At 69.9% G+C, this 22,790-nt stretch carries 19 protein-coding genes; 9 read left to right on the forward strand and 10 right to left on the reverse strand.

The genetic code is table 11. From position 1 onward, the window contains the following. Positions 1 to 64: 64 nt before the first annotated feature. From glgC to WA670_RS25270, 4 genes are all read right to left on the reverse strand, one after another. Positions 65 to 1,282: a glucose-1-phosphate adenylyltransferase gene (glgC, locus tag WA670_RS25255; RefSeq protein WP_037818780.1), complete on the reverse strand. Its 1,218-nt coding sequence runs from the start codon at positions 1,280 to 1,282 to the stop codon at positions 65 to 67. After that, entirely contained in the window at positions 1,279 to 2,436 is a 1,158-nt protein-coding gene (glgA, locus tag WA670_RS25260; RefSeq protein ID WP_134732923.1) for a glycogen synthase, read from the reverse strand. Before glgA ends, glgC begins: the two co-directional genes overlap by 4 nt. 66 nt (positions 2,437 to 2,502) lie before the next feature. Then, entirely contained in the window at positions 2,503 to 3,258 is a 756-nt protein-coding gene (locus WA670_RS25265; RefSeq protein WP_037818777.1) for a putative protein N(5)-glutamine methyltransferase, read from the reverse strand. Then, positions 3,255 to 3,800: a universal stress protein gene (locus WA670_RS25270; RefSeq protein ID WP_336159061.1), complete on the reverse strand. Its 546-nt coding sequence runs from the start codon at positions 3,798 to 3,800 to the stop codon at positions 3,255 to 3,257. Before WA670_RS25270 ends, WA670_RS25265 begins: the two co-directional genes overlap by 4 nt. Positions 3,801 to 3,947: 147 nt before the next feature. Here WA670_RS25270 and WA670_RS25275 point away from each other — a divergent pair, with 147 nt between their 5' ends. Then, complete coding sequence (locus WA670_RS25275) at positions 3,948 to 6,020, forward strand: AMP-binding protein (RefSeq protein WP_037818776.1); 2,073 nt, start codon at positions 3,948 to 3,950, stop codon at positions 6,018 to 6,020. Positions 6,021 to 6,023: 3 nt separating this feature from the next. On the opposite strand, the gene WA670_RS25280 is transcribed toward WA670_RS25275, so the two are convergent. Next, complete coding sequence (locus WA670_RS25280) at positions 6,024 to 6,908, reverse strand: LysR family transcriptional regulator ArgP (RefSeq protein WP_037818775.1); 885 nt, start codon at positions 6,906 to 6,908, stop codon at positions 6,024 to 6,026. Between the two features lie 70 nt (positions 6,909 to 6,978). On the opposite strand from WA670_RS25280, the gene WA670_RS25285 reads away from it, so the two are divergent. From WA670_RS25285 to WA670_RS25315, 7 genes are all read left to right on the forward strand, one after another. Further along, on the forward strand, positions 6,979 to 7,584 hold the full coding sequence (locus WA670_RS25285; protein WP_037818808.1) for a LysE/ArgO family amino acid transporter: 606 nt from the start codon (positions 6,979 to 6,981) through the stop codon (positions 7,582 to 7,584). 70 nt (positions 7,585 to 7,654) lie between these two features. Beyond that, a complete protein-coding gene (locus WA670_RS25290) occupies positions 7,655 to 8,107 on the forward strand; it encodes a MarR family winged helix-turn-helix transcriptional regulator (protein ID WP_134732919.1) in 453 nt (150 codons plus the stop codon). Next, positions 8,104 to 8,904: an ABC transporter ATP-binding protein gene (locus tag WA670_RS25295; RefSeq protein ID WP_336159062.1), complete on the forward strand. Its 801-nt coding sequence runs from the start codon at positions 8,104 to 8,106 to the stop codon at positions 8,902 to 8,904. Before WA670_RS25290 ends, WA670_RS25295 begins: the two co-directional genes overlap by 4 nt. After that, a complete protein-coding gene (locus WA670_RS25300; RefSeq protein ID WP_134663478.1) occupies positions 8,864 to 9,685 on the forward strand; it encodes an ABC transporter permease in 822 nt (273 codons plus the stop codon). Before WA670_RS25295 ends, WA670_RS25300 begins: the two co-directional genes overlap by 41 nt. A 45-nt stretch (positions 9,686 to 9,730) precedes the next feature. Further along, positions 9,731 to 11,860: a transglycosylase domain-containing protein gene (locus WA670_RS25305; protein WP_238607242.1), complete on the forward strand. Its 2,130-nt coding sequence runs from the start codon at positions 9,731 to 9,733 to the stop codon at positions 11,858 to 11,860. Between the two features lie 158 nt (positions 11,861 to 12,018). Continuing rightward, positions 12,019 to 12,396 (forward strand): contact-dependent growth inhibition system immunity protein, encoded by a 378-nt coding sequence (locus tag WA670_RS25310; RefSeq protein WP_275294713.1) that lies wholly within the window; start codon positions 12,019 to 12,021, stop codon positions 12,394 to 12,396. Between the two features lie 454 nt (positions 12,397 to 12,850). Beyond that, positions 12,851 to 14,464: an AMP-binding protein gene (locus WA670_RS25315; protein ID WP_037818806.1), complete on the forward strand. Its 1,614-nt coding sequence runs from the start codon at positions 12,851 to 12,853 to the stop codon at positions 14,462 to 14,464. 101 nt (positions 14,465 to 14,565) lie between these two features. On the opposite strand, the gene WA670_RS25320 is transcribed toward WA670_RS25315, so the two are convergent. From WA670_RS25320 to WA670_RS25335, 4 genes are all read right to left on the reverse strand, one after another. Further along, positions 14,566 to 14,973 carry an ATP-binding protein gene (locus tag WA670_RS25320; RefSeq protein WP_037818767.1) on the reverse strand — a complete coding sequence of 136 codons (408 nt, stop codon included), beginning with the start codon at positions 14,971 to 14,973 and terminating at the stop codon, positions 14,566 to 14,568. Between the two features lie 2 nt (positions 14,974 to 14,975). Then, positions 14,976 to 15,350 (reverse strand): STAS domain-containing protein, encoded by a 375-nt coding sequence (locus WA670_RS25325; protein WP_051729641.1) that lies wholly within the window; start codon positions 15,348 to 15,350, stop codon positions 14,976 to 14,978. 1,088 nt (positions 15,351 to 16,438) lie between these two features. Next, positions 16,439 to 18,034, reverse strand: a complete 1,596-nt coding sequence (locus WA670_RS25330) for an FMN-binding glutamate synthase family protein (RefSeq protein ID WP_336159063.1) — start codon at positions 18,032 to 18,034, stop codon at positions 16,439 to 16,441. A gap of 41 nt (positions 18,035 to 18,075) precedes the next feature. Next, the gene (locus WA670_RS25335) at positions 18,076 to 18,597 is read right to left on the reverse strand and encodes a DUF6790 family protein (RefSeq protein WP_336159065.1); all 522 of its coding nucleotides are present in this window, start codon (positions 18,595 to 18,597) and stop codon (positions 18,076 to 18,078) included. A 59-nt stretch (positions 18,598 to 18,656) separates the two neighbouring features. On the opposite strand from WA670_RS25335, the gene WA670_RS25340 reads away from it, so the two are divergent. Continuing rightward, positions 18,657 to 19,070, forward strand: coding sequence for a MarR family winged helix-turn-helix transcriptional regulator (locus WA670_RS25340; protein WP_037818764.1), 414 nt, complete (start codon positions 18,657 to 18,659; stop codon positions 19,068 to 19,070). 112 nt (positions 19,071 to 19,182) lie between these two features. On the opposite strand, the gene metH is transcribed toward WA670_RS25340, so the two are convergent. Continuing rightward, positions 19,183 to 22,788, reverse strand: coding sequence for a methionine synthase (gene metH / locus WA670_RS25345; RefSeq protein WP_336159067.1), 3,606 nt, complete (start codon positions 22,786 to 22,788; stop codon positions 19,183 to 19,185). Positions 22,789 to 22,790: the final 2 nt, after the last annotated feature.

A 22,790-nucleotide genomic window follows, 5' to 3' on the forward strand; every position in this document is an offset into this window, starting at 1 on the left:
CCGACATCTGGGAGATCCTGGTGATGCAGGTACTGCGAGAACCCCTCTCGTCAGGTCTCCGGCCCTAGATCGCGGTTTCTCCCTTGCCCAGCACGACAATCCCGAAATCGCTCACGTGGTAATGGCCGCGATCCCGCGCCAGGTCCACCCCGATGTGCGCACCGGGCGGGACGACGACGTTCTTGTCCAGGATCGCGCGCCGCACCACCGCGCCGCGGCCGACCCGGGCGCCGTCCAGCAGCACCGAGCCCTGCACGACCGCGCCGTTCTCGACGAAAACATCCGGCGACAGCACCGAATCCACCACTTGTGCGCCGGAAATGATGCAGCCGTTGCTGACGATCGACTGGGTCGCCGTGCCGCCTTCCACGAACTTCGCCGCCGCGCGCTGGCCGGGATGGGCCAGGATCGGCCATTTCCGGTTGTACAGGTTGAAAATCGGCTGCGTCGAGATCAGGTCCGTGTGCGCGTCGTAATAGCTGTCGATCGTTCCGACGTCGCGCCAGTAACCGTGGTCCCGGCTTGTTTCGCCCGGCACCACGTTGCCGTTGAAGTCGTAAACCGCCGCCTCGGATTTTTCCACCAGCGCCGGGATGATGTCGCGGCCCATGTCGTGTTTGGACGCCGGGTTCTTGGCGTCCGCGTGCAGCGCGTCGAGCATCACCTGCGTCGTGAAGACGTAATTGCCCATCGACACATACGATTCGTCCGGCGAATCCGGCAGGCCGGGCGGGTCCTCGGGTTTCTCCAGGAACGCGTCGATCTTCGTCCCGTCCTCGGTGCTGATCACGCCGAACGACCGGGCCTCCGCGCGCGGCACGCGAATCCCGGCGACCGTCACGCCCGCGCCGGACGCGATGTGCGCGTCGATCATCTGGCGCGGGTCCATCCGGTAGATGTTGTCCGCGCCGAACACCGCGATGTACGCGGGCGATTCGTCGTGCACGAGGTTGAGGCTCTGGTGGATCGCGTCCGCGCTGCCCTGGAACCAGCGCGGGCCGAGCCGCTGCTGGGCGGGCACCGGCGTGACGTACTCGCCGGTCAGCGACGACAGCCGCCAGGTCGTCGAGATATGCCGGTCCAGCGAATGCGATTTGTACTGCGTCAGCACGCAGATCCGGCGGATCCCGCCGTGCACCAGATTGGAAAGCACGAAGTCGACCAGCCGGTGCACGCCGCCGAACGGGACCGCGGGTTTCGCGCGGTCGGTGGTCAGCGGCATCAGCCGTTTGCCCTCGCCGCCGGCGAGGACGATTCCCAGCACATCGGATCCGTCGATCACGAAACCCTCCCGCACGCCTCGTAAACCCCGACCGTCGCGGCGGCGATCGCTGCCCAGCCGAACTCTCCCACCGCGCGGTCCCGTCCGGCGAGGCCCAGCCGGGTGGCGCGGTCACGATCCGCGGCCAGGTCGTTGATCCCGCGCGCAAGCCCGGCCTCGAAAGCGCCGGGCTCGTTCTCGTCGTAATGCACCAGCACACCGGTCTCGCCGTCCGCGACCACCTCCGGGATGCCGCCGACGTCGCTGGCCACCACCGCGGTGCCGCACGCCATCGCTTCCAGGTTCACGATGCCGAGCGGCTCGTACACCGACGGGCACACGAACACCAGCGCGTGCGTCAGCAGCTGGACGACCTCGGTGCGCGGCAGCATCTCCGGAATCCAGTGCACGCCGGACCGGTTCTCCTGGAGTTCAGAGACAAGCCCGCGGAACTCCGCGTCCAGCTCCGGCGTGTCCGCACCGCCCGCGCACAGGATCAGCTGCACGTCTTCGTCCAGCGCGGCCCCGGCGCGCACGAGATGCGGCACGCCCTTCTGCCGCGTGATCCGCCCGACGAACAACGCGTAAGGCCGGTTCGGATCGATCCCGTGTTTCTCCAGCACATCGGTGCCCGGATCGGGTTGGTACAGCTCGGTGTCGATGCCGTTGCGCACCACGTGCACCCGCGCCGGATCGACGTTCGGGTACGCGGCGAGCACGTCGCGCCGCATGCCGGAGCTGACCGCGATGATCGCGTCCGCCGCCTCGTACGCGTCGCGTTCGATCCACGACGACACCCGGTAGCCGCCGCCGAGCTGCTCGGCCTTCCACGGCCGCAGCGGTTCGAGCGAATGCGCGGTGATGACGTGCGGGATGCCGTGCGCGAGCTTCGCGAGATGGCCGCCGAGGTTCGCGTACCAGGTATGACTGTGCGCGAGATCGTGCCCGGCGAGGGCGTCGGCCATCGAGACCGCGATGTCCATGGTGGCGAACGCGGGCTGGGCGTACCCGTGCGCGTCGCGGTGCCCGTGCGCGCCGTCCGGGCGGTCGGGGCCCCAGCAGTGCACGTCAAGGTCGACCAGCGACCGCAGTTCCCGCGCGAGGAACTCGACGTGCACCCCCGCTCCCCCGTACACGTCCGGCGGGTACTCCCGGGTGAGCAGGCCGACCTTCATGGGTCGACCCTAGACGTCCGCCCCGGACGCACGCAGTACGGAAAGCGGGCGAATCCGGTTCGCCGCTCAGTGTTCGCGCCGTCCTACCACGACGGTCGCGCCGAGTTCGTCCTCTTCTTCCACCCACGCGACCAGCCCCGCCCGCCGCAGTTCGGCCGTCGCGGCGTCGGCTTGGCGTTCGCTGGCCTCGAAAAGCACGTGCCCGCCCGGCACCAGCCACTCCGGAGCCTCGGCGACGACGCGACGGAGCACGTCGAGACCGTCGGCTCCCCCGTCGAGCGCGACACGGGGTTCGTGGTCGCGCGCCTCGGGCGGCATGAGCGCCACGTCGTCGGTCGGGACATACGGGACGTTCGCGATCAGCACGTCCACCCGGCCGCGCAACCGCCGCGGAAGCGGGGCGTAGAGATCGCCTTGGTAGACCTCACCAGGCACGTTCTGCCGCGCACAGTCCACCGCGGCGGGCTCGACGTCCGCCGCGTGCAGCTCGATCCCGGGCACCTCGGCCGCGACCGTTGCGCCCAGTGCACCGGAGCCGCAGCACAGATCGAGCACCACCGACTGCTCCCGCGCGAACCCGGCGGCCAGCCGCACGAGCAGTTCCGTGCGGTGCCGGGGCACGAAGACGCCCGGCGCGACAACGAACCGGCGGCCGACGAATTCCGCCCAGCCGAGGATGTACTCCAGCGGTTCCCCGGCGACCCTCCGCTCGACCATCCCGGCCAGGTCGCCCGATTGGCCCAGCAGAAGCCGGGCCTCGTCCTCGGCGAACACGCACCCGGCGGCGCGCAGCCGCGCGACAGTGTCCTCGAAGTCGCTCACGGCACCACGACGACGGGCCAGGTCGCGGCGCGCACCAGCCGGTTGCCGACCGAACCGACGAGCCGGTGCCCGCCCTGTTCGGAGGCGCCGACCACGACCATGTCCGCGTTCACCTCCTGCGCGGCCTGACGCAGTTCGGGGAAGGTCTCGCCGCGGCGGACCACGAACGTGACCGGCACCTGCAGGTCGGCCGCCCGGTCGCGCAGTTCCGCGCGCAGCTGCTCGATCTCTTCCTCGAAGGTCTGCTGCTGCACGTCGACGACCGCGGCCGCGGCGAGGCCGGTCCACACCGTCGGCGCGGCCACGTACACCACGACCAGCCGCGCGCGCTGCCTCCGCGCGAGGCCGCCGCCGTAGGCCGTCGCCCGCAGCCCGGTCGGCGAAGTGTCCGCGCCGACCAGGATCACGCGCGGTCCGTCGGTGCCCCGTTCGTACGGGCCCGGATCCCAGCTGGGTCCGTATTCCTCGACCAGTTGCTCCACCCGGCCCATTATGTCCGGCGTGCCGGACGTCGCCGGGTCGCGCCCGTCACCCTCGGGCACGCTCCGCAAGAAAATTCCCACCCAGTTGGATTTTGGGCCTTTCGGAGTACCCCGGGCGTCTCGTGCCTGGTAGCGTCCCCGCAACCTGAACACGCGTCCGGGAAGGACCGGGGAGCCCACACGCGTGCGGCGGCGAGGCGGATCGCGATGCGAGACGATGTAGTCGAGGCGAGTGCGGTGGTCGGGCACTCGCCCGAACAGGTGTGGCAGATAGTCGGCAGTCCGGAGCTGTACCCGAGGTTCGTCCCGGCGATCAGCTGGTGCGAGGTCACCGTTCCGGCCGAGCGCGGGCGCGGGCCGCACTGCCTGATCCGGCTGGCCCCGGACCGGCACACCATGGTCGAGGGCACGATTCACGCGGCGGTGTACCGCCCGGGCGAGCACGTCGTCTGGTGCGGGCTGCCGGACGAGCGGACCTGGGTGTCGGTCGAACTGCGGCCGGTCCCGCGCGGCGGCACCGAGATCGTGCTGCGGATGATGCTCCCGTCGCTGCCCCCGGAACACTCCGACCTGCTCGCCCGAGGCACGGCGAAAGGCCTGCTCAAACAGCTGGCGAAGCGGATCGGGCAGCAGCTGTCCGGGCTGCCGGGCGACCCGCCGGAGCAGGAGCCCGCCACCGCCCTGCGCACGGCGAACACGCTGGTCCGAGCGGGCGTGCTGGCCGCGGGACGGCCGGACAAGATGGTCAAGCAGCTCAGTTCCCTCGCGCGCTGGGGCGCGACCCTGGCCGGCGGATACCTCGCCGCGACCGCGCGCGGGGCCGATGACGTCGCGGTGCACGACGAGCGCAACACGCGCACGTTCGGCGAGATCGACGAACGCAGCAACCAGCTGGCCAACGCGCTGGCCGCGCTCGACGTGAAGCCCGGTTCGCGGGTCGCGCTGATGTGCCGCAACCACGCGGCGATGATCGAGGCGTTCGTCGGCTGCAGCAAACTCGGCGCCGACGTCGTCCTGCTCAACACCGGTCTCTCCCCCGCCGCCGTCGAGGAGGTGCTCACGCAGCACCCGCCCGCCGCGGTGCTCGCCGACGACGAGTTCGCGCCGATCATCGCGTCGGTGCCCGGCGAATTCCCGCGCGTGAGCACGTGGGACGACGCCGACCAGGGCTACCGCACGCTCGACGAACTGCTCCAGGACGCCCCGACGACCCGGCCGAAGCCGAGCGAACACGAGGGCCGGATAGTCGTGCTGACCTCCGGCACCACCGGAGCCCCCAAGGGCGCGCGCCGTCCGACGCCGAAGGGCGTGAGCACGTCGGCGACCGTTTTGTCGCGAATCCCCTTGCGGGCACGGGACAAGATCGCCGTGGCCGCCCCGCTGTTCCACAGCTGGGGGCTGGCCGCGATGCAGCTCGGCATGGCGCTGCGGGCGGAGCTGTCGCTGATCCGCCGGTTCGACGCGGAGCAGACGCTGCGCACGATCGCCGAGCACCGCTGCGACGCGCTGTTCGCGGTCCCGATCATGCTGCAGCGCATCCTCGACCTGCCCGAACGCGTGCGCAACCGGTACGACCTGTCGTCGCTGCGGATCGTGGCGAGCAGCGGATCGGCGATGCCGGGCGCGTTCGTGACGTCGTTCATGGACACCTTCGGCGACGTCCTCTACAACTTCTACGGCTCCACCGAGGTGTCCTGGGCGAGCATCGCCGACCCGGCCGACCTGCGCGCCGCGCCGACGTCCGCGGGCCGCTGCCCGCCCGGCACCCAGGTCGCGATCCTCGACGACGACCGCCGCCCGGTCCCGCCCGGCGACGAGGGCCAGATCTTCGTCGCCAACGACATGCTGTTCGACGGCTACACCAACGGTTCCAGCGTCCCCCGCGCGCACGACCTGATGGCCACCGGCGACGTCGGCTACCAGGACGCGTCCGGACGGCTGTTCGTCACCGGCCGGGCCGACGAGATGATCGTGTCCGGCGGGGAGAACGTGTTCCCGCGCCCGGTCGAGGAAGCGCTGGCCGCACTGCCGGGCGTCTCGGACGCGGCCGTGGTCGGCGTCCCGGACGACGAGTTCGGCCAGCGGCTGGCCGCGTACGTCGTGCTCCGCCGCGGCGCTCGCATGCACGCGGAGGACGTCCGGCACTACATCCACCAGCGGCTCGCGAGGTTCGCTGTGCCGCGCGATGTGTACTTCGTGCCGGAGCTTCCGAGGAACGCGACCGGGAAGATCGTGAAGCGGCTTCTCAACGACGACCTTTGGCCGATCGCGCAGGGGTAGGCCCTACGGCCCCAACGCGCGCCCAGCCGCCCTCCCCACCGCCTCCGCCACCGCGGCCAGCGACGGCGAGTCCAGCTTCCACTGCTGCCAGTGCAACGCCACGTCGACCGCCCGGTCCGGCGCGAGATCCACCAGTTCCCGTCCGGACAGCTGCAGTTCCGGCACCATCCCCCAGCCGAGCCCGGCCGCCACCGCGTCCACAAAGGACACCGACGCCGGGATGCAGTGCCGGACGCGGCCCGAGAGCTTGCGCCGGGTCAGGCGGCGCAGGAACCGGTCCTGCAAATCGTCTTTCCGATCGAACACCACCACCGGCGCGGCGGGCAGCCGCTCCGCGAGCGAGCCGCCGTCCAGCCAGCGGCGCACGAACTCCGCCGACGCCACCGCCCGGTACCGCATCGTGCCGAGGCGGCGGACGGTGCACCCCTGCACCGGTTGCGGCGTCGCGGTGATCGCGGCCATCACCAAGCCCTCGCGCAGCAGGGCGGCCGTGTGGTCCTGGTCGTCGCTGCGCAGGTCGAACGAGACCGGCGGTTCGGCGGGGACCTCTTCGAGCGCGGGCAGGAACCAGGTGGCCAGCGAGTCCGCGTTGACCGCGATCGGCAGCGTCGTCGGCTGGCCGGCTCCGCCGAGGCCCAGTTCCGCGCGGGTGTCGGATTCGAGCCGGGTCAGCTGCCGGGCGAACCGCACCAGCACCTCGCCGGATTCGGTGAGCCGCACGGGTTTCGACCGCAGCACGAGCACCCGGCCGATCCGCTGCTCCAGCGCCTTGACCCGCTGGCTCACCGCGGGCGGAGTCACGTGCAGGACGGCGGCGGCCCGGTCGAACGACTGCTCGTCCACCACCGCGAGCAGAGTGCGGACCTGGTCGAGCGGAAGATCGGACATCACGAACGCTTATCTTAGTTCAGAATCTTTACCTGGAATAATGCGGACGACCGCTTCTACCGTCGGCAGGGTGATCGCAGCGCTCAGCGCCGGGTTCGGCACCGGCATGTCCCTCATCGTCGCCATCGGCGCGCAGAACGCTTTCGTGCTCCGCCAAGGATTGCGCGGCGGTCTCGTCGTGCCGGTGATCCTCGTCTGCACGCTGTCCGACGCGGTCCTCATCGCCGCCGGGGTGAGCGGGATCGGGGCGGTGCTGCAGCGGTGGCCGTCGGCGATCAAGGCGATCGCGATCGTCGGCGGGCTTTTCCTGGTGGGATACGGGATCCTCGCCGCGCGCCGGGCTTTCCGGCCGGGCACGCTGGCCGTCACCCCGGCCGACCTGTCTTCGCCGAAGCGCGTCCTCCTCACCTGCCTCGCGCTCACCTGGCTCAACCCGCACGTCTATCTCGACACCGTCCTCCTCCTCGGCTCCGTCGCGGCCGGACACGGCGACAGCCGCTGGCTGTTCGGCATCGGCGCGGTGGTCGCGAGCGCGGTCTGGTTCAGCACGCTCGGGCTCGGCGCGCGAAGGCTGTCCGACGTCTTCGCGCGTCCCACCGCCTGGCGGATCCTGGACGGCGTGATCGCGGCGACCATGACCGCGCTGGGCGTCGCGTTGCTGCTTCATCAGGGATAAACCAGCAGGCTTCCGGCGAACGAGACATTTAGCGTTGCTAATGACTCTGACTCAGAGCTAACTTCGAGGCATGCCCGCACCCCGGATCGACCTCGCCGAACGCGTTCTCGCCGCGGTGCTGGGCGTACGCCGTGTCGTGCGCCGCCGCGTGCGGGCCGAACTGCCCGGCCCGCATCTGCCGGGCTCGCAGGTGGAACTGCTGCGGGTCGTGCACCGGAACCCGGGCATCGGCGTCGCGGCGGCGGCCCGGGAGCTCAGCCTGGCCGGGAATTCGGTGAGCACGCTCGTGAACGTGCTCACCGAGGCGGGCTTGCTGCGGCGCGAGGTCGATCCGGCCGACCGCCGGGCCGCGCGACTGCAGCTCACCGACGCGGCCCAGGACCGGATGGCGACCTGGCGGCGTACGCGAACAGGCCTGGTTTCCGCCGCGCTCGCTCAACTGTCCGAAGAGGACACTTCGGCGATCGTCGCCGCACTGCCCGCCCTCGAACGGCTCACCGAAGTGCTCAAGGAGGACACGTGAGCGAACCGGCAGTCCGCTGCACCGAAGTGCGGCACTCCTTCGGGACCACCGTCGCGGTCGACGGCGTGGATCTCGCCATCGAGCCCGGCGAGGTCTTCGGCCTGCTCGGCCCGAACGGAGCCGGGAAAACCACCACGATCCGGATGATCACGACGCTTTTGCCCGTCTCGCCGGACCGCATCACCGTCTTCGGGCTCGACGTCGCCCGCCGCCGGATGGCCGTCCGCCGCCTGATCGGCTATGTCCCCCAACAGCTTTCCGCCGACGGCGCGCTCACCGGCCGCGAGAACGTGTCGCTGTTCGCCCGGCTCTTCGACGTGCCGCGAGCCCAACGCGCCGCCCAGGTGCGGGAGGCGCTGGAGCTGGTCGGCCTTGAGAACAACGACGCGGACCGCCCGGCCGGCCGGTACTCCGGCGGCATGATCCGCCGGCTGGAACTCGCGCAGGCGCTGGTCAGCTCGCCCCGGCTGCTGATCCTCGACGAGCCGACCATCGGCCTCGACCCAGTGGCGCGCTCAGCGGTCTGGGAGCGGATTTCCGAGATCCGCGCCCACACTGGGATGACCGTGCTCGTCACCACCCATTACATGGACGAAGCCGAGCAGTACTGCGACCGCGTAGCGCTGATGCACACCGGCAAGATCCGCGCGCTCGGCACCCCGGCCGACCTCGAAGCCGGGCTCGGCCCGCAGTCCACTTTGGACGACGTGTTCCGGACCGTCACCGGGAACGCGCTCGACGCAGGAGGGATTCGCGATGTCCGCGCCGCTCGCCGCACCGCCCGCCGTCTCGGCTGACCCCGGCCCGCTGGGGCAGTTGCGCGTCCTGTTCTCCCGGATCGGCGCGATGTGCCTGGTGGAACTGCAGAAACTCCGCCGGGACCAGACCGAATTGCTCACCCGGGCGATCCAGCCCGCGCTGTGGCTGCTCATCTTCGGCGAAACGTTCACCCGGTTGCGCGCGATCCCGACCGGTTCGGTGCCCTATCTCGACTATCTCGCGCCCGGCATCCTGGCCCAGTCCGCATTGTTCATCTCCATCTTCTACGGCATCCAGATCATCTGGGAGCGCGACGCGGGCGTCCTCGCGAAGCTGCTCGTCACGCCCACGCCGCGCGCGGCGCTGGTGGCGGGCAAGGCTTTCGCCGCCGGGGTGCGCGCCCTCGTGCAGGCGTTCATCGTGGTGATTCTCGCCGCACTGCTCGGCGTCGGGCTGACCGCGAACCCGTTGCGGCTCCTGGGCGCCGCCGTGGCCGTTGTGCTCGGTTCGGCCTTTTTCTGCTGTCTTTCCATCGTTATCGCCGGTTTGGTGCTTTCCCGCGAACGGCTGATGGGCATCGGCCAGGCGATCACGATGCCGCTGTTTTTCGGGTCCAACGCGCTCTATCCGGTGAACCTCATGCCGTCCTGGCTCAAGGTGCTGAGCCACGCGAACCCGCTCAGCTACCTTGTCGACGCCTTGCGGGGATTATTGATCGGCACCCCGGAGAACCTCTGGGCCGACTTCGGCGTCTTAGTGGGTGCGACCGCGCTGGCGATCGCGGTCGCTTCGGCTCTGCTGGGAAGGTTGGCTCGATGAAACACCCTCGTCCGCACACCGGTTTCTCACCGGGACAGGCATAGGTTGGGAACCGTGTCTCGTCGCAGGGGGATAGCCCCGTTCCTCGGATTGTGCGTGCTGGCCGGGATTCTCGTCGCGGGCACGCTCGCCCCGGTCGCGATCGGCGCCGGCGTGCTGTCCAACCAGGTCAGCGATTCGGTCGACGCCATCTCCGCCGATCTCGTGCACGCGGAGCCGCCGCTCGTCACCACGGTCACCGACCGGAACGGCGGGACGATCGCGACTTTGTACTCGCAGTACCGCATTCCGGTCACTCCGGCGCAGATCTCCCCGGCGATGAAAGCCGCGATCGTCGACATCGAAGACCGCCGGTTCTACAGCGAGGGCGGCGTCGACCCGCAGGGCATGCTGCGCGCCGCGGTGCACAACAGTTCCGGCGGGAACCTGCAAGGCGCGTCCACGCTCACGCAGCAATACGTGAAGAACTACCTCGTGAACGTCGTGGACCGCAACGACAAGGCGGCGCAGCAACGAGATCAGGAGGATTCGCTGGCACGCAAGCTGCGCGAGGCGAAGATGGCGGTGCAGCTGGCGCAGACCGTGTCCAAGGACGACATCCTCGCCGACTACCTGAACGTGGTCGAATACACCGGCACGGTGTACGGCGTCGGCGCCGCCGCGCAGGCGTATTTCGGGACGACTGCGGACAAACTGACCGTGCCGCAGGCGGCGCTGCTCGCCGGGATGGTGAACAACCCCAACATCTACAACCCGTACACGCATCCGGACAAGGCGCTCCAACGGCGCAATCTGGTGATCGATTCGATGGTGCAGGCGCATTCGATCCCGGCGTCCTACGGGGCGACCGCGAAGGCCACCCCGCTGGGCCTCAGCGGTTCGCGGCCGCAGGCGCCGGCGAGCACGTGCCTCGGCGCAGCTCCCGATGCCGGGTTCTTCTGCGCGTACGCGGTCCGTTATCTCGTGCAGTCCGGGCTCACCGTCGACCAGATCGACACCGGCGGATACACCGTGAAGACCACCATGGACCCGCACGTGAGCCAGGTGACGAAGGACGCGGTCAACGCGAACGTGCCGACCACGCAGGACGGGGTCGCCAACACGTTCGCGGTCGTGCAGCCCGGCGGCGACGGGCACCAGGTGCTCGCGATGGTCGCGAACCGCAACTACGGCACCGATCCCGACCAGGGCGAGACGTCCACGAACATCGTGGCCGACGCGAGCAACAAGTTCGGCGCGGGCTCGTCGTTCAAGATCTTCACCTCGGCCGCGGCGATGGTCGCCGGGAAGGCGGGCCTGAACACGCCGCTGCCGAACCCGTTCAGCGACTGTTTCAACCCGCCCAACATGAACCGGTACACGCACTGCTATCCGGTGAGCAACGACGGCACGAGCTACCCGAACCCGATCACGCTGGCCGCCGGGCTCGCGACGTCGCCGAACGTCGCGTTCGTCGGCTTGGAATCGCAGGTGGGCATGCCCGCGGTGCTGGACATGGCGCGGAAACTGGGCCTGCGCAACACCATGGCGACCAACGACGCGGGCAGCAAGCCGATCACCGACCCGTCGGACGCGCGGTCGAAGAACCCGCAGTACAACGAACCGCAGTCGCAGTATTTCCAGAACCTGCTGTCGTTCACCCTCGGCAACAGCCCGGTGAGCCCGCTGGAGATGGCGAACGTCTCGGCCACCCTGATGAGCGGCGGGATGTGGTGCCCGCCCGACCCGATCCTGTCCGTCACCGACCGCCACGGCCAGCCGGTCGCGCTGCACCAGCAGGCATGCGAACAGGTGATCCCGCCCGGCGTCGCGAACACGCTGGAGGCGGGGCTGAGCCAGGACACCACCATCGGCACGTCCGCCCGCGCGGCCCAGTCGGCGGGCTGGACCCACCCGGACATCGGCAAGACCGGAACCACGCAGGAAAGCGAATCCGTCGCGTTCGTCGGCGGAGTCGACCACTACGCCGTGTCGTCCATGGTCTTCGCCGACGGCCCCCACCCACAGGAAATCTGCCCCGGCACCCCAGTCCACCTGGGCAACTGCGGCCACGGCGCCTTCGGCGGCACGGTCGCCGCGCCGCCGTACTTCGCCGCGATGAACCAGCTGCTGGCCGGACAGCCGGACGTCCCGATCCCGCCCCCGGACCCGGCCTACCTGGACGCGCACGCCTGAGCCGCTGGGGCTTTGCCATGCGGGGAACCCTGACTCGCTCGCGGTTTCCCCGCACGGGCCTCCCGCGGACCGTCAGCGGCTCTCCGAAACTCGTCCCCGGAACGAGGTGATCACCCCTGTCCCGACGACCCGACCGGTCCGCCCAGTCGCTGGAGCAGATCGAAAACGCCGACTGGGGCGACCCTCCCGCCAACGCGACCAGGCTAATCGAGACCGTGCATCGCTTGCGGCGCAAGCCCATCGCCCTGCTCACGGCCGAAGACCTCCGCCTCCTGCTCGGCCAGGACGTCGGCGCGCCGATCCTCCTGCCGCGCGCGCTGGCGATGCTGGAGCACGACCCCCTCTGCGAAGGCGACCTCTACCCCGGCGATCTGCTCGCGTCGACACTGCGCATCCCGCCGTCGCACTGGCACGCCCGCCCGGACCACCTCGAGCGGCTCGAACGCGTCCTCGCCGCGCTCGACACGACCGCCGAGGACTTCGACTTCCTCCTCCGCAAGCCCATCGCCAAGTTCCGCGAGCGGCTCGGTTCCTGACCGGCGCGGCACGGCCCGCCGCACTCCGGCACCAAGCCCGCACCCACCACGGTGGCCGCACCGACGGCTCAGCCCGCCAACCCCACCCGACTGCGCTCCATGCCCCCGCAAGCGGCTCGGTTCCTGATCGGCGCGATCCGCCGCACCCCGGCACCAAGCCCGCACCCTCCACGGTGGCCGCACCGCGGGCTCAGCCCGCCAACCCCATCCCGACTGCGCTCCATGCCCCTGCGAGCGGCTCCGCTCCTGATCGGCGCGGCACGGTCCGCCGCACTCCGGCACGAAGCCCGCACCCACCACGGCGGCCGCACCGACGGCTCAGCCCGCCAACCCTGTCCCGACTGCGCTCCGTGCCCCCGCGAGCGCCGTCCGATGTTGCGTCTTCCTGACGGTCGTAAAACGTATTACAGTAGCTGGACGCGTGAATGGCCGTCGTCTGAATTGGGGGCACGTGGTGCAGCTCCAGCCGAGTGCGCATGTCGACACGTTCTGCCGGGACCACCTCCCGCCGTTCGAGCAGTGGCCGCGGTTGTGGTTCGACCTGCCCGAACTGCAGTACCCCGACCGGCTCAACGCGGCCACGCGACTGCTCGACGACACGATCGCGCGCTGGGGAGCCGACCGTCCCGCGTTGCTCTCCCCCACCGAATCCTGGTCCTACGGCGACCTGCTGACGCGCGCCAACCAGATCGCCCACGAGCTCACCGCGCAAGGCGTCGTACCTGGGAACCGCGTGCTTCTGCGCGGGCCGAACACCCCGTGGCTCGCCGCGTGCTGGCTGGGCGTGCTGAAGGCGGGCGCGGTCGCCGTCGCCACCATGCCGATGCTGCGCGCGCACGAACTGTCGAAGATCATCGAAGCGAGCACGCCCGTCATCGCCCTGTGCGACCACCGGTATCCCGAGGAACTGCAGTCCTTCGACCTCCCCCTGGTGCCCTACGGCGGCGACAGCCCCGACGACCTGGCCGCCCGCTGCGCCGCCCGTCCCGCGACCTTCGAGGACGTCGACACCGCCGCGGACGACGTCGCTCTCCTCGCCTTCACCTCCGGCACCACCGGCCGTCCCAAGGCGACCATGCACTTCCACCGCGACCTGCTCGCCATCGCCGACACGTTCTCCCGGCACCTGGTCAAACCCCGGGAAACCGACCTGTTCTGCGGCACTCCCCCGCTGGCGTTCACGTTCGGCCTCGGCGGCCTGCTGGTCTTCCCGCTGCACGCCGGCGCCGCGACGCTGCTCATCGAGCGCGCCACCCCGACCGAACTCGCCAACCTCGTCGCCGAGCATCACGTGACGGTCCTGTTCACCGCGCCCACCGCGTACCGCGCGATCCTGGCCTCCGACCGCCGCCCGCTGCTGTCCGGCTTGCGCCGCGCGGTGTCGGCGGGCGAGGCGCTGCCGGAATCCGTCGCGACCGACTTCCACGAGGCCACCGGCCACTGGCTCATCGACGGCATCGGCAGCACCGAAATGCTGCACGTCTTCATCTCCGCCGCCGACGAGGACGCCCGTCCCGGCGCGACCGGCCGCGTCGTCCCCGGCTACCGCGCACAGATCGTCGACGACAACGGAAACCCCGTCCCCGACGGCACCCCCGGCCGCCTGGCCGTCCAAGGCCCGACCGGCTGCCGCTACCTCGCCGACGACCGGCAGACCGTCTTCGTCGAGGACGGCTGGAACCTCACCGGCGACACGTACGTCCGCGACTCCGACGGCTACTTCCACTACCGCGCCCGCAGCGACGACATGATCGTCTCGTCCGGCTACAACATCGCCGGGCCCGAGGTGGAAGAAGTGCTGCTGCGCCACCCGGATGTGCTGGAATGCGCGGTCGTCGCCGCCCCGGACGACGCGCGCGGCTCGATCGTCGCGGCTTACGTGGTCCTCAACGAGGGCGTCCCCGGCGACGACGCGAAGGTGAAGGAACTCCAGGACTTCGCGAAATCCCTTGCCGCGCCGTACAAATACCCGCGACGGGTGGAGTTCATCCCGGACCTGCCGCGCAATCCGAGCGGGAAGGTGCAGCGATACCTGCTGCGCCGCCGCGCGGCCGAACCGGTGAGCTGACTTCGGAAGCGGTCGTCCTTACTGAACCGGCCCTCAGCCGCCAGCGTCGCCGGTGCCGACCGCCCTCCAAAGCGGACCCATCGACCGGCGAACTGGGTCCGTCAGAGCTTCCAGCCGAGCGTGACCACCGTGCCGTCCGCGCCGGTCCGCACGTCCGCTTGGTCCGCCGTCGCCTGCACAAGCAGCAACCCGCGCCCGCGCACCGACACCGGATCGTCCTCGGCCTCGTCCGGCGGACGCCACTCGCCGTGGTCGGCGATCACGACCTCGACGCTGTCCGGCCGGCACACCGCGTCGAGATCCACCAGCCCCGGTTCCCCCGGATAGGCGTGGTCCGCGACGTTCGCCAGCGCCTCGTACCCGGCGAGCACGATGTCGTGCGCGCGATCGTCCGGGATGCCGGACTCCAGCGCCCAAGCCAGCAACCGGTGCCGCAGCGCCCGCAGCGCCCCCGGTTCGGCCACGATCCCGTGGCAGCTCAGCGCGCGGGTGTCCTCCTGCACGTCCATGGTCAGCCGCCCGCTCCGGCGACCCCGGCCAGCGCCTGGTCGACCGAGGGGAACAGCGAGATCCACTCGTCGAGGCCGGTGGTCGTGAACGGCCGCGAGGTGATCGAAGACGTGCTCACGACCCGCAGCGCGCCCGCGTCGAGCTTGCGATGCGCGCCCGCCAGGACCTGCAGCCCGGACGAGCTGAGAAAATCGACCGCGCGCAGGTCGACCACCAGCACGCCAGGCTCGCGTTCGAGCACCCCGCCCACGAACTCGCCGAGCTCGGGCGCGGTGACCAAATCGATCTCCCCGCCCACGGTCACCACCGCGGCCGGCCCCCGCCACCGGACGGATACCTCGAGGTCTCCCGCGTCCTGCTCGTCTCCCGAAGCCACGATCACCGATCGTGCCCGATCGGAGGACGAATCGCCAGTGGACCACCGGACGGGGGCACTACGTTCCCTCCGCCCGGCCCCGCCCGCACTCCCCCATCGGCGGGCCCGGCGGGGGCCAGTCGCGGGGAATGGCACGTCGGCCCTGGGATGGGCTGGATGCGGCGATGCGGAGCTGGCCGCATGGGGTGGCTCTTCACCCGACCGGCCTCAGCCCGGCAAACTCCTCGCCCAACTGCCCCAGCTCAGCAACGACCCTTCCCCCGACCGGCCTCAGCCCGGCAAACTCCTCGCCCAACTGCCCCAGCTCAGCAACGACCCTTCCCCCGACCGGCCTCAGCCCGGCAAACTCCTCACCCGACTGCCCCCGGCTCGGCAACGGCCCTTCGCCCGGCATGTCCCCCATGGGGTTTTCTCCGCGGTGGGCCGAAGTTCCCGCCCCAGCCGACGGACCCGGCGCGCGTTGCCGACGTCCGTGAGGGCCACCCTCACGGAATCTGATTCCCTCAGGGTGGCCCTCACGGACCTCCACCGAGCGGAGCCGCGCAGCCCGGCTCGCCAGCCGGTGCTCCGCATCGCCCTGGCAAGCGCCGCTACCGCGACCCCGCCGCAAACCACGCGGCAGAGATGGCCCCAACGCCACATTGGGTGCGTTCCACGCACCCAATGTGGCGTTCGGTGCGTCAGACGCACCCAATGCCGCATTGGGGCACCAAAGACAACCGGAGAAGAGCAAGGGGCCTCGGCCGACCAGGTGCCCGCCTCACCGTCGATCACCCGGCGAATATCCGTCGCACGACCCGCCCGCAACCAGGCCAGATCAGCTGCCGAGCGGCACTTCCGTCCTCAGGCGAACGTCCGGATCAGCCGCCGCCCAGTCCCACGCCCAGCAGCGCCCTGCGTCCAAGAGAACCGATCTGGATCAGCCGCCGCCCAGTCGCGCCCTGCGCTCAAGGGAACCGGTCCGGATCAGCGCCCGCCCAGCAGCACTCCCCCCTCTGGCGAACGTCCAGCCCAGTTCCCCGTCCAGCCGCGCCCTGCACTCAAGAGAACCGGTCCAGATCAACCGCCGCCCAGCAACGCCCCCGCCCTCAAGCGAACCGATCCGGATCCGCCGCCGCCCATTCCTCCGCCCAGTCGCGAGGCGGCTCCGCCAGCAACTGCCCAGGCTCCAGCCAGTCGTACCACTCCGCGTAGGACAGCACCGTCCGCGGATCCACCCGGCGGCGCAGCAATCGCGGCGACAGCTCCGCCGGGTCCGAGACCCCCATCGCCGCCATGATGCGCATCGCCGAGGCGACCGTCGCCTCCTGGTATCGCCGCACTCGCTCGGTCTTGTCGCCCACGTCCAGCGCCCGTCCCCGGCGCGGGTCCTGCGTCGCCACCCCGACCGGGCATTTGTTCGTGTGGCATCGCTGCGACTGGATGCATCCCACCGCGAACATCATCGCCCGCGCGGCGTTCGTGTAGTCCGCGCCCTGGATCAGCCGCTTCACCACGTCCGCGCCGGTCGCGACCTTTCCGCTCGCCCCGAGCCGGATGCGGTCCCGCAGGCCGGTGCCGACCAGTGCATTGTGGACAATGTGCAGCCCCTCGGTGAGCGGCGTGCCAAGGTGATCCGCGAACTCCAGCGGGGCGGCCCCGGTACCGCCTTCAGCACCGTCGACCACGATGAAGTCCGGCGTGACCCCTTCGGCCAGCATCGCCTTGCACACCGCCAGCACCTGCACCCGCGAACCGACGCACAGCTTGAACCCGGCCGGTTTCCCACCGGCCAACTCGCGCATCCGGGCGATGAACTGCACCAGTTCACGAGGAGTCGAGAATACCCGGTGATATGGCGGGGAAACGACCGTTTCTCCTATGGGAACCTCGCGCACCCGGGCGATTTCCGCATTCACCTTGGTGCCCGGCAGGACACCGCCCATCCCGGGCTTTGCGCCTTGCGAAAGTTTCAGAGAAACGCATTTCACCGCGTCGTGTGCGGCTTTGTCGGCGAAGGTCGACGGGTCGAAATCTCCGTCCGAGGTTCGGCAGCCGAAGTAGCCAGTGCCGATTTCCCAGATCAGGTCACCGCCGCCCCGCAGGTGATACTCCGACAAGCCGCCTTCGCCGGTGTCATGGGCGAAACCACCGCGGGCGGCACCTTGGTTCAACGCGAGGATCGCGTTGCTGGACAAGGAACCGAAGCTCATCGCGGACACATTCAGCAACGCCATCTCGTACGGCTTCGTACAGTCCGGCCCGCCGACCCGGACTCGCGGCGCGTGATCCGGAACCGGCACCGGCGCGAGAGACGGGACGAGGAATTCGTATCCCTCGGCGTATACGTCGCGCTCGGTGCCGAATGGTTCTTCCGCGGCCGTGCCCTTGGCGCGCTGGTAGACAATGGACCGGACGTCGCGGTCGTAGGGGCGGCCGTCGAAGTTGCGTTCCACAAAGTACTGCTGCAATTCCGGCCGGATGCTTTCGAGCAGGAACCGCAGGTGCCCGAGCACCGGATAGTTCCGCAGCACCGAATGCCGCCGCTGGATCACGTCGTACACCCCGGTCGCCGCGAGCAGCAGCAACGGTCCTGCCAGGAACCACCACCAGGGCGACACCGTCGCGCTGAGCACTGCCGCGCCGGCCGCGAGCACGACCAGTCCCGCGACCAGTCCGAATCGGACCACACTGAGTCTTGCCACGGCGTCGAAACTAAACCCAGTGGCCACGACGTGCAGGTCGGCTAGACCAGCGCGGGCTTTTCGACAGCCGCAACCAGTCGCTTCGAGCGGACCGCGAGGACGATCAGCACCGCCGGGAACAGCAGGTCGCAGACCAGGACGCCGCCGGTGTTGCCCGGCGCGTGGTCGCCGTTGGCGAACCACTGGTACACGTGGCCGATCAGCGCGCCCCACAGGAACATCCCGGCGCCGAGGCCGACGGTGATCCGTTCCCGGGCGGTGGCCGACGACGAGGCGGCGCGGAAGCCCATCACTGCGAGCCCGAGGTTGGCGAACGCGATCTCGAACTGGAACGGCGAGCGGGCGAATCCGATCGTGTCGGCCATCACGCCCGGCATGCCGAGGAAGGCCAAGACCATCCAGAGGCTGCCGCAGCCGAGCGCGGCGACGGCCCACCACCGCTGCCAGGTCTCGAGCCTGGCCTGCGGCGAAGGGCTCTTCCGGGTGCGGATCAGCGCGCCGGCGACCGCGATCAGCGGCCAGATCAGGGGGAACAGGGTCTGCGCGACGTAAGGGATCTCCATGCCGATGAGTCTTGCATAGTTAATATTAACTCGTCAACACTCCTGGTAGGCTCGCTCCCGTGGACGACGGACTTGCCGAAGCGCTTCATCGAGTGGTGTACCTGCTGGGCGAAGCCGCGCGGAAACGCGCGGACGACTCAGCCGGGCTGACCTACAGCCAGCTGCGCCTGCTGGGCACAGTGGACGACATCGAACCCGCGACACAGCATCAGCTCGCGCAGGCGATGTCGGTGTCCGACCCGGCGATCAGCCGCGCGCTGCGCCCGCTGGAATCAGCCGGGCTCGTCCAGGTGCGCCAAGACCCCGACCACGCCCGACGACGGCTGGTCACGCTCACCGACGCGGGCCGCAGAGCCTTCCACGACACCGGGAAACCGCTCCGGGACGAGTTCCGGGAGGCCTTGCTGAAGGCGGGCTTTCCGTACGAGCAGTACCTGCGCGACACCGAGCGGCTCGCCGAACTGCTGTCCTGAAGCATCTCCGGGAACGGCCGCTTTCAGAGATGCCGTGAGGGGAACCCTGAGCGAATCAGATCCCCTCACGCACCTCGACGCCCGTCACCCAAGGGCCACGGCGAAACGCGGCTCAGTAAGCCAGATTGGGCCGCAGCCACCGCTCCACTTCGGACAGTTCCTCGCCGCGCCGGGCCGCGTAGTCTTCCATCTGGTCGCGGCCCAGGCGGCCGACCGTGAAGTACCGCGATTCCGGGTGCGCGAAGATCAGCCCGCTCACCGCGGCGGCCGGGGTCATCGCGTACGACTCGGTCAGCCCGATCCCCAGCTCGTCGGCGCCCAGCAGCTCGAACAGGTCCTTCTTCTCGCTGTGGTCCGGGCTCGCCGGGTAGCCGAGCGCCGGGCGGATGCCGCGGAAGCGTTCCGCGTGCAGGTCCGCCAGGTCCGGCTGCACGTCCGGCTCGAACCAGCGGCGGCGGGCTTCCAGGTGCAGGTACTCGGCGAACGCCTCGGCCAGCCGGTCGGCCAGCGCCTTCACCATGATCGCCCGGTAGTCGTCGTGTTCGGCTTCATAGCGGGCCGCCAGGTCCTCCGCGCCGTGGATCCCGACCGCGAACCCGCCCAGATGGTCGCCGAAACCGGCGGGGGCGATGTAGTCGGCCAGGCACCGGTTCGCGCGGCCATCCGGCTTCTGCGTCTGCTGGCGCAGCATCGGGAACTTCCAGTCCGAGTACTCGCCGTCGAGCAGGATGTCGTCGCCCTCGGAATGCGCGGGCCAGAACGCGTACGCGCCGCGCGCGGTGAACGAGCCGTTCTCGATGATCTCGTCCAGCAGCTGGTTCGCGTCGTCGAACAGCTCGCGCGCGACCGGCTGGTCGAGGATCGCCGGGTACTTGCCCTTGAGTTCCCAGGCCAGGAACAGGAACTGCCAGTCGATCATCTCGCGCAGCTCGGGAATCGACGGCTCGACCACGCGCACCCCGGTGAACTCCGGCGTCGGGATCTCGTCGAACGATACCGTCTCGGCGTTGGCGCGGGCTTGCTGAAGAGTGAGCATCGGCGTCGAGTGCCGGTTTTCGTGCTGGATCCGCAGCCGCTGCTGCTCCGCGCGGTTGGCGGTGTCCAGCGCGTCCGCGCGGTCGGTGTCGAGCAGGTCGGACACCACGCCGACCACTCGCGACGCGTCGAGCACGTGCACCGTCGTGTGGTCGTACGCCGGGGCGATCTTGACCGCGGTGTGCTGCTTCGACGTGGTCGCGCCGCCGATCAGCAGCGGCAGCTTCAGCCCGCGCCGCTGCATTTCCTGCGCGACCGACACCATCTCGTCCAGCGACGGCGTGATCAGCCCGGACAGCCCGACGACGTCGGCGTGCTCGGCGACCGCGGTGTCGAGGATCTGCGCCGCGGGCACCATCACGCCGAGGTCGATCACCTCGTAGTTGTTGCAGCCCAGCACGACGCCGACGATGTTCTTGCCGATGTCGTGCACGTCGCCCTTCACCGTGGCGAGCACGACCTTGCCCTGCCCGCGGGTGGTCTCGAAGCGGCCCTCTGCCTGCAGTTTGGCCTTCTCCGCCTCCATGTACGGCTCGAGATAGGCCACCGACCGCTTCATCACCCGCGCGCTCTTCACGACCTGCGGCAGGAACATCTTCCCGGAGCCGAACAGGTCGCCGACGATCTTCATGCCGTCCATCAGCGGGCCCTCGATGACCTCGAGCGGCCGGTCGAACTCCTGCCGGGCCTCCTCGGTGTCGTCCTCGATGAAGTCCACGATGCCGTGCACCAGCGCGTGCGAAAGCCGTTCCGCCACCGGGTTTTCCCGCCAGGACAGGTCGACCACGCGCTTGGTCCCGCTGCCCTTGACCGTCTCGGCGAACTCCACGAGCCGGTCGGTGGCGTCCTCGCGGCGGTCGAACAGGACGTCCTCGACGAGTTCCAGCAGGTCCTTCGGGATGTCCTCGTACACCGCGAGCTGGCCGGCGTTGACGATGCCCATGTCGAGTCCGGCGCGCACGGCGTGGAACAGGAACGCCGAGTGCATCGCCTCGCGCACGACGTTGTTGCCGCGGAAGGAGAACGACAGGTTCGAGATGCCGCCGGAGGTGTGCGCGCCCGGACAGCGTTCCTTGATCAGCGGCAGCGCCTCGATGAACGCCTTCGCGTAGCCGTTGTGCTCGCTGATGCCGGTGGCGACGGCGAGCACGTTCGGGTCGAAAATGATGTCCTCGCCCGCGAAACCGGCCTCGCGGGTGAGCAGATCGTAGGCGCGGGAACAGATTTCGACCTTGCGCTCGACCGTGTCGGCCTGGCCCTTCTCGTCGAAGGCCATCACCACGACGCCGGCGCCGTAGTCGTGGATGCGCCGCGCCTGCTCCAGGAACGGGCCCTCGCCCTCCTTGAGGCTGATCGAGTTGACCACGCCCTTGCCCTGCACGCAGCGGAGCCCGGCCTCCAGCACGCTCCAGCGCGAGCTGTCGATCATCACCGGGATGCGCGCGACCTCGGGCTCGGTGGCGATGAGGTTGAGGAACGTCGTCATCTCCTGCTCGGATTCGAGCAGGTCGGCGTCGAAGTTGACGTCGAGCAGGTTCGCGCCGCCGCGGACCTGCTCCAGCGCGACGTCGACCGCCGCCTGGTGGTCGCCCGCCTCGATCAGCCTGCGGAACTTCGCCGAGCCGGTGACGTTCGTGCGCTCGCCGATCATCACGAACCCGGTGTCCGCGCCGATCTTGAACGGCTCGAGGCCGGAGAACCGCGTGCTCGACTCGTGCGCGGGCACCGGACGCGGCGGCAGGCCCTTGACGGCCTCGGCGATCTTCGCGATGTGCGCGGGCGAGGTGCCGCAGCAGCCGCCGACGATGTTGACCATCCCGGCCCCGGCGAACTCGCCGAGCATGCCGCCGGTTTCCTCGGGCGTCTGGTCGTAGCCGCCGAACGCGTTGGGCAGGCCCGCGTTCGGGTGGCACGCGGTGTAGGTGTCGGCGAGCTTCGACAGTTCCTCCACGTGCGGGCGCATTTCCGCGGCGCCGAGCGAACAGTTGACGCCGACGACCATCGGGCGCGCGTGCGCGACGGAGGTCCAGAACGCCTCGACGGTCTGGCCGGACAGCGTGCGCCCGGACAGGTCGACGATGGTCACCGAGATCCACAGCGGCAGGTGCGGCGCGACCTCGCGGGCCGCGGTGATCGCGGCCTTGCAGTTGAGGGTGTCGAAGATGGTCTCGATCATCAGCAGGTCGACGCCGCCGTCGGCGAGCGCCTTGATCTGCTCGGCGTAGGAGGCCTTGACCTCTTCGTAGGTGACCGCGCGGAACGCCGGGTCCTCGACGCGCGGCGACAGCGACAGCGTGACGTTGAGCGGGCCGATCGACCCGGCCACGAAGCGGTCGCCGAACTCGTCGGCGGCCTGGCGCGCGAGTTCCGCGGCGCGCAGGTTCATCTCGCGCACCCGGTCCTGGAGGCCGTAGTCGGCCTGGCCGATGCTGGTGGCGGTGAACGTGTTGGTGGTGGTGATGTCCGCGCCCGCGGCGAGGTACTGGCGGTGCACGTCGAGCACGACGTCCGGCCGCGTGAGGTTCAGCAGGTCCGGGTCGCCGGTGACGTCCTTCTCGTGGCCCTCGAGCCAGTCCGCCCGGTAGTCCTCGGGAGCGAGACCGGCCCCCTGCAGCATCGTGCCCCAGGCCCCGTCGAGCACGACGACGCGCTGGTCGAGCAGGTTCCGCAGGTTCTGGGTCATCG

It is taken from the genome of Amycolatopsis sp. VC5-11, from assembly GCF_037034185.1.
Classification (GTDB): domain Bacteria; phylum Actinomycetota; class Actinomycetes; order Mycobacteriales; family Pseudonocardiaceae; genus Amycolatopsis; species Amycolatopsis nivea.

Coding starts and splice junctions, on each gene's coding strand:
- WA670_RS25290 (WP_134732919.1), top strand. CDS start 7,655: ATGCCCGCACCCCGGATCGACCTCGCCGAACGCGTTCTCGCCGCGGTG.
- WA670_RS25335 (WP_336159065.1), bottom strand. CDS start 18,597: ATGGAGATCCCTTACGTCGCGCAGACCCTGTTCCCCCTGATCTGGCCG.
- WA670_RS25320 (WP_037818767.1), bottom strand. CDS start 14,973: ATGGACGTGCAGGAGGACACCCGCGCGCTGAGCTGCCACGGGATCGTG.
- metH (WP_336159067.1), bottom strand. CDS start 22,788: ATGACCCAGAACCTGCGGAACCTGCTCGACCAGCGCGTCGTCGTGCTC.
- WA670_RS25275 (WP_037818776.1), top strand. CDS start 3,948: ATGCGAGACGATGTAGTCGAGGCGAGTGCGGTGGTCGGGCACTCGCCC.
- WA670_RS25280 (WP_037818775.1), bottom strand. CDS start 6,908: ATGTCCGATCTTCCGCTCGACCAGGTCCGCACTCTGCTCGCGGTGGTG.
- WA670_RS25300 (WP_134663478.1), top strand. CDS start 8,864: ATGTCCGCGCCGCTCGCCGCACCGCCCGCCGTCTCGGCTGACCCCGGC.
- glgA (WP_134732923.1), bottom strand. CDS start 2,436: ATGAAGGTCGGCCTGCTCACCCGGGAGTACCCGCCGGACGTGTACGGG.